Raw genomic sequence first — 9,836 nt, 5'->3', positions numbered from 1 at the left:
CAAGCCGTTGTCCCGCTCGACCGCGCTGGTGATCCCTGTCTGGAGGGCGCCCTGTCGCCGACACCGCTCTATGGGAGAGCTAGAGGTTCGTCGACCTGCTGATGGCAGGGACTCCGAAAGGCTGAGGCGAGCGCATCCAGATAGCGCGTGTCCTGTTCATTGTCGGGCTCTAGGTAGTTCCCTTCCGACCACTCGTTCCAAGATTTGATGAATAGCAGCGGTGGTTCGGGTACGAGCTTGAGTGCTGACCGGACTTGATCTGCGAACAGCGTAGGAGTGCGGCCGGTCAGCACGACGCCAGCCCGGCCGTGGCGTGGAGTGTTGTCCCACCCAGTGAGGACGCAGGGGAACGTGGTTTTGCCCATCGGGCCGGCCGTGCCTGGGAAGTCAGTCGCAGCCCGTGCATACGACTCACGCAGCGGGCCTCGTCGTGGCCGTCGGATACGGTCGCCGGAGCGGAATGCGCGCGTCCAGTCGACGACGACAACAGCGTCGATATCGCAGCTCAGCCGTGTCAGGTTGTCCCCGGTGGCCTCTGCGACAAAGTAGACGCCGCCAAGGCCCGACGACTCTGCGCGCTTGCGCCATCGTTCGATGAAGCCAGCAAGGTCGGGATGATCGATTGGACGGTAAATGTAGAACAATGGCTTACCGTCGACGCGGAGGTAGCGCGGGCTGTGGAAGGCAGCCTCGACTGCATCAAAATGTTTCAGATCATCGTCGCCGCTCGGGTACCTCTGTTTCTGCAAGACTGAACCTGGCCGCCCGCGCCACGTGGCCGTCAGGTCCTCGTTCGCCCAGCCGAGGCAGAATCCGTTCGATGGGTAGCCGGTTTCGACAACGGCGTCCACCACCTCGGCGAGGAACCGGACACCGTCGCCGAACCAATAGTGCCAATAGCAGAACGCGTCGACGCCGTACTGGGCTGCGAGGCGGCCTTGTGCGTCACGGGCCTCGGCGAGGCGGAGGTCGTAGAAGCCGAGCCTTCCAGGATGTCGTGGCTGGGAGTGGCCGCGGAAGAGCGGCTTTGCCCGTGTAGTCAGCGTCCATTCGGTGAAGCCGGGTTCCCACCACTGATCATTCTCCGGAGTTGGATGGAACTGCGGCAGGTGGAACGCGATGGTGGTGACTTCACTGCCAAACGGCATGGACTGTCTCCCAGAGGTCGTGCGTGCTTCAGGTCGCGTAGGGGTCCGCGAGTCCGAACAGGTGACGAAGCTTCGGATCGGCGGCTATCCGTGGGCGTTGGGCGGCGAGGAAGTCGGCACCGAACTCATAGCCCGGGAAGATCCGCATCCAAGGCTGCGCGAAGACGAACCACAGGCCCAGACGGCTCTCGGAGGACGCGTTGGCGGTGGCAGTGTGCTGAAGGTTGGCGTGGAACAGCAACATGTCGCCAGCGTCCAGCATCACCCGGATCGGCTCCTCAGCGCCGTGTGTCCGATGCGAACCCGGGAGCACTTCGGTCGGACCGTTGTCCGGGCCGACCGCCGTCAGGGCAACCATAGCCTTGATCATCACCAGTGACGCGTGGTGCGGAATCCCCTGCAGATGGGCGACATCTGAGTGTGGGCCCGTGTGTGCCGGTGTCCCGGGCGCCTTGCGATGTCCGTACGAGCAGGCGAGTAGCGGAGGCGTCCGGAGAAGGTCCGACACCATGGTCAACAACTCGCTGCTCATCGCCAGGTCAGCGAACCGCGCGTCGAGTTCGACAATGCGCGGAAGTACTTCTTGCGCCGGGCTTGGCACAGAGACGGGGCCGAGGAGCGCCTCCAGCCGGACACGCAAGCTGCTGACGTGAGCGCTGTCGATGACGTTCCGCAGGACGACAAATCCGTGCTCGCGAAAGGCGTCCTGGCCGGGATGAAGTCCAGTCTCCGGTGTGAAAGTCATGCTGGGGCGCCGACGTTGCGTTGCTGTCGGTATACCTTCACCCCGAACCTGGGTGGCAGTTTCGCTCGGCCCGCGGCGAGATCTGCGACAAGTTCGTTGACTAGTTCAGCCAGGTGTCGGTTCAGGTCCGCAGACTCATTAGCCGCCGCCGTGTCCTCGCCTTCGCGTAGGGCGTGTTGCTTCAGCTCCAGGATGAGAAGACGGTCGATCAGCTCACCGACGGTCTCGGAGTACAACCGGTGCCCGGACGCCGCGTGTAGAACGTGCCCATCGATCTGGTCGATGAGCCGATGCCGGCGGCTGTTGCTGGCGTCGATGTCACGCTTGGCCGAGGCGATCTGGCCGATGGATGTGTCAGCTCCCCGTGTCAGATCTTCCAACGTCCACTGGCGGGCATGCAGCGCGTGCAACGCGTGGATTAGCTCGGCCGCGCAGCCGGCAGCGTTGGCGAGGCGCAGGGCCAACTCCAGAGGCCTGTCGGGGCCAGTCAACGTTCGTCCATCGCGGTCAGTACGGTGCGGACCGCTTCCTCCAAGACTGGTGGCCACTGTTCATCTCCCTTCTGGAACATGAGGCGGGCGCTGTCGTACCAGTTCGTCGGGGATGCAGGTGCACCCCAGCGCCAGTCGGGCAGATGTCGCAGGCAGATGATCGTCGGGACTCCGAGCGCGGGCGCCAGGTGCGCGGTGACGGTGTCCGAGGTCACGACGTAGCGGCACTGAGAGATGACTGCGGCGGTGTCTGCGAAGTCGCGGATACCGACGCTGACGGCGCCCCGTGGTGGGCTGCCTATGTCTTGGTCCCGATGCAGGACGATGGGACGCAGGCGGCCAGTTGCGGCGAGTTGTGTGGCGATCTTGCGCGGGATGGAGCGGTTCGAGAATCCCTGGCGTGGGGTGCTTCGCCATGCGACTCCGACATTCCAGATCCCCTCTGGCGCCGAGGGGACTGAGAGCTGCGATGCCGAACCGTCGAGGTAGCCGCCGATCGGCATTGCGACCGCCAGCTTGTCCACGTGCTTCGGTAACGACATCAACCGTTCCCACCGGGCATTCGACGGCCAGGCGATTGTTCGTGCACGCGACTTCGCCATGATCTCGATCCCGGTGAGGAGCGGTGATGTCCGGACCACAGAGAGCAATTCGTCGTGGACTGCTAGGACGACCTGGTCGACGCGCTCGGCGGCGTGCGGTACGAAACGAAGGAACTGAATCGCGTCGCCGAACCCCTGCTCGGCGATGAGCACCAGTTGGGCACAAGGCTCGCCGCCCCACCGCTGGTCGATGGGAAGCCGGTCCGCAGTCCTGGAGGGGTGCAGATCGTACAAGTCCCAGCCGGCCTGGCAGTTCGAGGCACGCAGCAGCGTCTCGCCAAGGGCGTAATGGTCAACGTTCGACGCGGCTATCGCGCGGGCAGCAGCCAGGACCTCGACGGCGCTGCCGGCCTGGCCCAGCCCAAGAAGCCGCTGTGCTTCGGCGATCGCGGCCTGAGTGGTCATGCTCCGGCACCGCCCGGGAACCGGGCCAGGGTCATGCGGTAGGAACGCCGGAGCAAGGGCAGTGAGTGGATGATGCGGTCGCGCTTACTGAAGCAGCTTGTCATAGCGCGCGGAAAGTCCATGAATCCCTTCTCCTCGATGATCATTAGCCGGTTCTTGCGATCGCCCAGTCGGCTCGTGCTCCAGGGCGCCCAGTTGTAGGCGGGGCGTGCAGCCCGGCCGGGCTGCGGCCGGTTGGCGCTCCGTGCGGAGATGGGGCCGGGGCTGTCGAAAAGCAGGTACGCGCCAGGCAGGTGCTCGCGGACCTCCCCGAAGAACCGTGCGACCCGTTCGGGCTGCTGGTAGGCGAGCACTCCTTCAAGGATGATCGCGACGCTGGTCGGTTCGGCCGTGTCGGTCGTGTGCAGCCAGCTGTCCACTTGGAGACCATCGCCGGCGACCCGCGTGGCGCCGGCAGCCGGGATCCACCGGTCCCGCAGCTCGATGATTGCCGCGCTGTCGACCTCGACGAACCTGCTGTCGAGTTCGGGAAGCCGCTGGCGGCGGGTGTCGAGCCCGGCCCCGATGACGACGGTCGTCTCGACTCGCTGCTGCTCGACGAGCTGGCACAGCCACCAGTCCACGGCCAAATTCCGCAGGCAGCAGCCGACTCGGGTGATCGTCGGCACCGACGGCTCGGCGAAGCGCTGCCGGACCATGGCGGCCATGCCCAACGCCGTCATGTCGCCGAGGATCGGCTCATCAAGTGCTGCGTCATGTGCCCTGGCCCAAAAGGGGGTCAGCGCCGTGCTGTCGAGGAGTTCGAGCGCCGCGGTCACGCTCGATCCTCCGCTTCGCGGGTGAGCGCCGGATACGGAAAGTCCGCCGCGCTGACCGTCGTGCTGGCCCGGATGTAGAGGATCGCCGCACCCAGCCGGGGCCGCGAGCTGGTGTTCGGGGCGCTGCGATGCACGGTCAGCCCGTGGTGCGCGACCGCCTCCCCGGAGGTAAGCGCCACTGACACGGTGTTGTCGTCGTCGAGCGACGCTGGGTTGATCGCGAGGGCTTGCTGCTGTCCAGTCCTCTCGTGCGCGATTGCAGTGCGGTGAGTGCCCGGCAGGTACTGCACGGCGCCGTTGGCGAGGTCGACGTCGTCCAAGGCGATCCAGCAGGTGATCAGGTCGTCGGCGCCGAGGTACGGGTAGTACGCCAGGTCCTGGTGGGCCAGCAACTCCTCGCCGATCCTCGGTGGCTTGTTGAACACCAGGCTGGTGAGAGCGGCTGGCTCCTCGCCGAACAGCCTCCCGATCATGTCCATGACGGCGGGATCAATCGCGAGGGTGCGAAACAGGCTGCTCAGGTGGCAGAGATGGAGCCCGACCCGGATGTGGCCGCCGTCCGGGGAACGCATCAGGTGGTCCTCGGGGACAGCAGGGCTGGCCGGGTTCGTCAGGTTCTCGAACTCGCATCTGAGCGCTCTGGCCTGGTGTGGTGCGGCTACCTGCCCTAAGGGCAGGTAGCCGCTTGACCAGAAGGAGCGCCGCTGGGCGTCGGTCAACATGGCATGCCTCGGCGCGGTCGGTGCCCGGCTACGCCTGCTTCGCGGAGGGCCAGCTCCAGCTCATGGCGCTGCCGGAGGTCGCCCGCTCGTGCGCGCCGGCCACGGTGCTCGCCGCGGGCCAGCTCCAGCTCATCGCCGTGCCTTCTCCAGCCCGGTTCTGTGTCTGCTCCAACGTCGCGGCCGCGATTCCGGCGTGCTCGTCCGCGCCGGCGAGCCAGACCAGCAGTTCGCGGCCGGTCTCGTGGTGTCGCTCCTCGTCGGCGCCGATCTCGGCGTAGGCCTGGCGGATGTCGTCGAATGGGACGTCGGCCAGCTCCTCGATTGCTGCGGCCGAGTACCCCTCGTGGACGATGTTCACATCCAGCAGCGCTCCGAACGGGTTCCCGGCCTCGACGGCGGCCAGCAGTTGCTGCCAGCCGGGTTCCTCGGCCAGCGTGGCCGGCAGGTCGCTGACCTTCTGGTCGATCTGCGACTGGAGCTCGACCGGCACCAGGCCGCGCAGGATGACGAAGTGCCGGGCCTCGTCGGCGATCTGGTCGGTGACCTGCGCGAGGATGCGGGTGGGCAGAAGGTGCCCGGCCTTGGCGACCACGGCCGACAGCTGCAGAACGAGCTTGAGCTCGTCGACGGCACGGTCGCTGATCCAGGCGCGCAGTTCGCTCTCGCTGACCCGCAGGGACCCGTCGGGGTGGAAGAACCCCTCCCGGATCTCCCTCCGGACCTTGTCCTTCGAGGTGTCGAACTTCTCCAGGGCGATGTCTATGGTGGCCACTACCTACCTCCTCGGCTCGGATTGCCTCGACTCCATAGCGCCACATCGTTGCCACGCTGCGAAGTGGTTTGATGCGGACAACGGAACTGTCCGCATCGAGACCACGGGTGGGGAAAAGGGCGCGTGGTGAACTTGCCTGGCGGGAGGCGTAGGCATGGATCATGTGACGATCCGCTCGGAACGTGATGGCGACGAGCCGGGGATCGCTGCGGCGCACATCGCCGCATGGCTGGCGAGCATCGAATCGGACGGGGCTCGAGTCATGCGCGTCGACGAGAAGGACTGGATCCAGCAACGCCGGATCCGACTTGCCGGAGTCGATGGGCCCACGACCCTCGTTGCCGAGGTCAGTGACGCAATCGTTGGCCACCTGACCTGGGGCCGCGGGCCTGGCGGACGCTCCTCTGCGCACCGCATCTGGTCTTGTTACGTCGATCCCAGCTACTGGGGTACCGGCGTCGCTTGCCGCTTGATAACCGTGGCGCTTGCCGAACTGGCCGGCGTCGCCGTGGACCTCGAAGTCCACGGCGACAACCTGCGCGCCCGGCGCTTTTACGAGCGGCACGGCTTCCGTAACTGCGCTACCTCGCATACCGGCGCTCGGGGGCTGATCCGCTACCTGACCAGGCCCGGCGCGTCGGGCTTGCACGCTGCGCAACCAGATGGCACGATCTGCGTATGCAGTCGCGCGAGCTCCGATTTACCAGCCCCCGGATGGCCGGCGGGCAACTCGTGTCGCTCTGAAGTCTCTCCAGCGCTTGGAGCGCGGTGAAGTCGACGCCCCCGGCTCCGTCCGGGGGCGTTCTGCTGTCTCGCCACTTCACCCACCTCCTTCCGCAGAACGGACACTCATGACTGCCTCCCCAACCGGGGCCGATCTCTTGTCCCAAATCGCCGTCGCCGTCACCGAAGCCGAATCCGGCATCCACGGCGCCGCCTCCTTGGCCGACCTGGATGCCGCCCGTCGAGGCGCCGTAGGGAAGACCGGATCACTCATGCTGCTCCGTCGGGCAATCGGCGGCCTGGACCCCGACGCCCGGCGCACCGTAGGCGAGGCGCTGAACCACGCCCAGCGCCAAATCAGCGACCTGTTGACGTCGCGCGAGGAGGAACTGCTCGACTCAGAACCGGCGCTGGATGTGCCACTGGACGTCACCCTGCCCGGTTTGCCGCCGTCCAATGGGAGTCTGCACCCCACGATCCAGCTGATGTACGACCTCAACGACGCGTTCGCCGAACTGAACTTCGAGGTCTACGAAGGCCCTGAGATCAGCTCCGAGGCGCTGGAGTTCGATGCGATGAACTTCCCCGCCGATCACCCGGCCCGTGAAAGCATGGATACCTACTGGCTTGCCAATTCTGAAGGCAAGCACGGTGCTGAGCGGCTGTGCCTGCGACCCCACCTGACGGGCGCGAGCGTTCGCTACATGCGCACGCATACCCCGCCGTTTCGGTTTGTCTACCCGGGCCGGGTCTATCGCAACGAGAGCACGGACGCTCGCCACGAACGCGCGTTCTTCCAGTACGAGGTGCTGCTCGTCGACAAGGATGTACCGCTGACCGCCGGCAAGTTCCTCGTCGACACGATCCTGGACACGGTCTTCGGACACCCCGTGAAGACCCGCATGCGTACCGGCTTCTTCCCATTCGTCGAACCAGGCTTCGAAATCGACATGCAATGCCAGGTCTGCGGCGGCGGCGGATGTCGCACCTGCCGTGGCGTCGGCTGGCTGGAGGTTATGCCCGGCGGCAGCCCCCACCCCAACGTGCTCCGCGCTGGCGGCCTGGACCCCGACCAGTGGACAGGCTTCTACGTCAACGTCGGCCTAGATCGGCTGGTCATGATGCGCTACGGCATCGACGACGTCCGGCACATGCACAGCGCCGATCTCCGCTTCCTGAGCCAGTTCGCATAGAAGGGACACCACGATGAAGATCTCTCTTGAGTGGATCTCCGATTACGTCGATCTCCCTGCCGGACTGACTGCCGAGCAGATCGCCCACGACCTGACGCTGAAGACCGTCGAAGTCGAGGACTTCGTCGCAACACCCGCAGGTGACCGCACCGACTACATCCTCGAGATCGACAACAAGTCGCTGACCAACCGGCCAGACCTTTGGGGCCACTACGGCATCGCCCGGGAGCTCGCGACGATCTATGACGTCCCTCTCCGCCCGCTGCCTGGCGCGTCACTTCCCAACCCGGTCGACGGGCTCGTGGCCGACGTCGATCCGGCGCTGTGCCAGCGGATGGCCGCAGTGAACCTCGCCATTCCTGACATGCCGGCCAACACGCCGAACTGGATGCGCGAGCGGCTGGAACGCATCGGCGAAGCCTCCGTCGGGCTCCTGGTTGACCTCAGCAACTACGTCATGTTCACAACCGGCCAGCCGAACCACGTCTACGACTCGGACGCCATCACACTTCCACTTTCGGCACGAGCCAACGGTGCGACTTCGCAAACGGAACTGCTGTCCGGCCCGGCGGAGCTCACCCCTTCGACGCCGGTGATCGCCGATCAGACTGGCCCGGTCGGCGTCGCCGGCATCATGGGAGGCGCCAACTCAGCTGTGACCCCGGCAAGCCGCCGCTTCCTAATCGAGGCTGCGACATTCCGCCCCCAGCCGATCCGCCGAGCTTCCCAGCAACTCGGCATCCGTAGCGAGGCCTCGGCTCGCTTTGAGAAAGGCCTCGACACCCAGCGCGTCGATCAGGCGCTTGGCCTGTTCCTCGCACTGCTCACCACCATCGCGCCGACTACGCAACTGCTGGGAGCACAGGACACCGAGCTTGAAACCACCACAGCGGCCATCGTCGATGTCACCGAAGACTTCCTCGCGGCCCGCATCGGTACGCGCCTGCCAGACGACGAAGTCCGCAACAGCCTTTCCAGGCTCGGCTTCGCCGTCACCTCAGACAGCGGTCGTCTCCGTGTTATCGCGCCCACTTGGCGCTCCACAGGAGACATCTCACTGCCCCACGACATCGTGGAAGAGGTCGCGCGCATCCACGGCTACGACAACCTCCCGGTCGCACCGCTGACCGTCTCGCTCAATACCAGTCGGAGCCTCCATCAGCGGGGTATCGAAAGGCGGGTGCGCGAGCAGCTCGCCGTCCGCTGCGGCATGCAGGAAGTCGTCACGTACCCATGGAGCGGCGACGGCGTGCTCGCTGCGACGGGCTGGGACAAGGCCGGGCTTGTCCAGTTCGACGGCGCTCCAGCTCCTGACCACGACACACTTCGCCCGTCGCTCGTCCCGAATCTCCTTGATGCCGTCGTCTCCAACCTGCGGTACAGCAGTTCCTTCAGCATCTTCGAGGTCGGCACCGTCTTCCCCGGTGGGAAACCCACTCCCTATCTCGGAGACTTCGAGGACATGCCTCCACAGGGCAAGCGAGTCGCCGGCGTCTTGGTCGGCGCCGACGGCGTCGTGGTTTTCCGACAACTCAAAGGCGTCGTGGAATCACTGCGCCGTTACGCACACTTGGTCGATCTCGACTTCGCCCCTGGTGCGGATGCTGCGTGGGCCGATCGCGCTACCAGCATGACAATCACAGCTCATGGGGGCGCTGTCGGCGCACTGGCACTTGTGTCCAAACGTACGCGCCGTTTGGCCGGAATCACCGCTGAGCAGCAGATCGGTTGTTTCGAGTTGAACCTAGCGTTGCTGTCGGCACACGCTTCACGCGAGAACCGCTATGAGAAGCTCTCCGAGCTGCCCGATTCCGAGTTCGATCTCTCGGTCCTGCTCGCCGACGACGTTCCATGGACGCAGGTCTCCACTGTCGTACGCGGCGCCTCCCGGTACGTTCACGACGTCGAATACGTTGACGAGTTCCGCGGCTCGTGGGTGCCCGAGGGCCAACGCTCCCTGACTCTGCGCACCAGGCTGCGCCCGCAGGATGAAACGCTCACTGCGCAGATAATTTCTTCGTCCCGATCCGCCGTCCTCGACGCCCTCGGAAAGGAACTTGGCGCCCGACTGCGCGACCAATAGCGCTGCCTGGCGGTCCACGTTGGCCAACCGCCGCATGCGGACACTTGAAGTGTCCGCATGCCGCGCGGGCCTCTACGCGTCCCCAGAAAGCAGAACTCTGACATTCTGGATCCGTCATTGACCATTAGGGTCTT

10 protein-coding genes are annotated in these 9,836 nt (G+C 65.5%); 3 read left to right on the top strand and 7 right to left on the bottom strand.

Annotated features, from left to right (window positions below):
• Positions 1 to 68: 68 nt before the first annotated feature.
• The 7 genes from ABH935_RS35220 to ABH935_RS35190 are packed head-to-tail and all read right to left on the bottom strand — an operon-like array spanning position 69 to position 5,703.
• On the bottom strand, positions 69 to 1,148 hold the full coding sequence (locus ABH935_RS35220; protein WP_370382290.1) for a glycoside hydrolase family 99-like domain-containing protein: 1,080 nt from the start codon (positions 1,146 to 1,148) through the stop codon (positions 69 to 71).
• Positions 1,149 to 1,176: 28 nt separating this feature from the next.
• Positions 1,177 to 1,893, bottom strand: a complete 717-nt coding sequence (locus ABH935_RS35215; RefSeq protein WP_370382289.1) for a phytanoyl-CoA dioxygenase family protein — start codon at positions 1,891 to 1,893, stop codon at positions 1,177 to 1,179.
• Entirely contained in the window at positions 1,890 to 2,384 is a 495-nt protein-coding gene (locus tag ABH935_RS35210) for a DUF4254 domain-containing protein (RefSeq protein ID WP_370382288.1), read from the bottom strand. The genes ABH935_RS35215 and ABH935_RS35210 overlap by 4 nt, the downstream gene beginning before the upstream one ends.
• Positions 2,381 to 3,391 carry a glycosyltransferase family 9 protein gene (locus tag ABH935_RS35205; protein WP_370382287.1) on the bottom strand — a complete coding sequence of 337 codons (1,011 nt, stop codon included), beginning with the start codon at positions 3,389 to 3,391 and terminating at the stop codon, positions 2,381 to 2,383. The genes ABH935_RS35210 and ABH935_RS35205 overlap by 4 nt, the downstream gene beginning before the upstream one ends.
• A complete protein-coding gene (locus ABH935_RS35200) occupies positions 3,388 to 4,209 on the bottom strand; it encodes a class I SAM-dependent methyltransferase (RefSeq protein ID WP_370382286.1) in 822 nt (273 codons plus the stop codon). The genes ABH935_RS35205 and ABH935_RS35200 overlap by 4 nt, the downstream gene beginning before the upstream one ends.
• Positions 4,206 to 4,931: a phytanoyl-CoA dioxygenase family protein gene (locus tag ABH935_RS35195; protein WP_370382285.1), complete on the bottom strand. Its 726-nt coding sequence runs from the start codon at positions 4,929 to 4,931 to the stop codon at positions 4,206 to 4,208. Before ABH935_RS35195 ends, ABH935_RS35200 begins: the two co-directional genes overlap by 4 nt.
• Positions 4,932 to 4,959: 28 nt before the next feature.
• The gene (locus tag ABH935_RS35190; protein WP_370382284.1) at positions 4,960 to 5,703 is read right to left on the bottom strand and encodes a hypothetical protein; all 744 of its coding nucleotides are present in this window, start codon (positions 5,701 to 5,703) and stop codon (positions 4,960 to 4,962) included.
• A 154-nt stretch (positions 5,704 to 5,857) separates the two neighbouring features.
• Between ABH935_RS35190 and ABH935_RS35185 the strand changes: the two genes are divergently transcribed.
• From ABH935_RS35185 to ABH935_RS35175, 3 genes are all read left to right on the top strand, one after another.
• Complete coding sequence (locus ABH935_RS35185; protein ID WP_370382283.1) at positions 5,858 to 6,475, top strand: GNAT family N-acetyltransferase; 618 nt, start codon at positions 5,858 to 5,860, stop codon at positions 6,473 to 6,475.
• A 79-nt stretch (positions 6,476 to 6,554) separates the two neighbouring features.
• A complete protein-coding gene (locus tag ABH935_RS35180) occupies positions 6,555 to 7,619 on the top strand; it encodes a phenylalanine--tRNA ligase subunit alpha (protein WP_370382282.1) in 1,065 nt (354 codons plus the stop codon).
• Positions 7,620 to 7,632: 13 nt separating this feature from the next.
• Positions 7,633 to 9,702 (top strand): phenylalanine--tRNA ligase subunit beta, encoded by a 2,070-nt coding sequence (locus ABH935_RS35175; protein ID WP_370382281.1) that lies wholly within the window; start codon positions 7,633 to 7,635, stop codon positions 9,700 to 9,702.
• Positions 9,703 to 9,836 lie beyond the last annotated feature (134 nt).

Source organism: Catenulispora sp. GAS73 (assembly GCF_041262085.1).
Lineage (GTDB): Bacteria > Actinomycetota > Actinomycetes > Streptomycetales > Catenulisporaceae > Catenulispora.
The sequence above is the reverse complement of the archived record's forward strand: the minus strand, read 5'-3'. Positions and strand labels throughout refer to the sequence as shown.

Coding starts and splice junctions, on each gene's coding strand:
- ABH935_RS35220 (WP_370382290.1), bottom strand. CDS start 1,148: ATGCCGTTTGGCAGTGAAGTCACCACCATCGCGTTCCACCTGCCGCAG.
- ABH935_RS35215 (WP_370382289.1), bottom strand. CDS start 1,893: ATGACTTTCACACCGGAGACTGGACTTCATCCCGGCCAGGACGCCTTT.
- ABH935_RS35205 (WP_370382287.1), bottom strand. CDS start 3,391: ATGACCACTCAGGCCGCGATCGCCGAAGCACAGCGGCTTCTTGGGCTG.
- ABH935_RS35195 (WP_370382285.1), bottom strand. CDS start 4,931: ATGTTGACCGACGCCCAGCGGCGCTCCTTCTGGTCAAGCGGCTACCTG.
- ABH935_RS35185 (WP_370382283.1), top strand. CDS start 5,858: ATGGATCATGTGACGATCCGCTCGGAACGTGATGGCGACGAGCCGGGG.
- ABH935_RS35180 (WP_370382282.1), top strand. CDS start 6,555: ATGACTGCCTCCCCAACCGGGGCCGATCTCTTGTCCCAAATCGCCGTC.
- ABH935_RS35175 (WP_370382281.1), top strand. CDS start 7,633: ATGAAGATCTCTCTTGAGTGGATCTCCGATTACGTCGATCTCCCTGCC.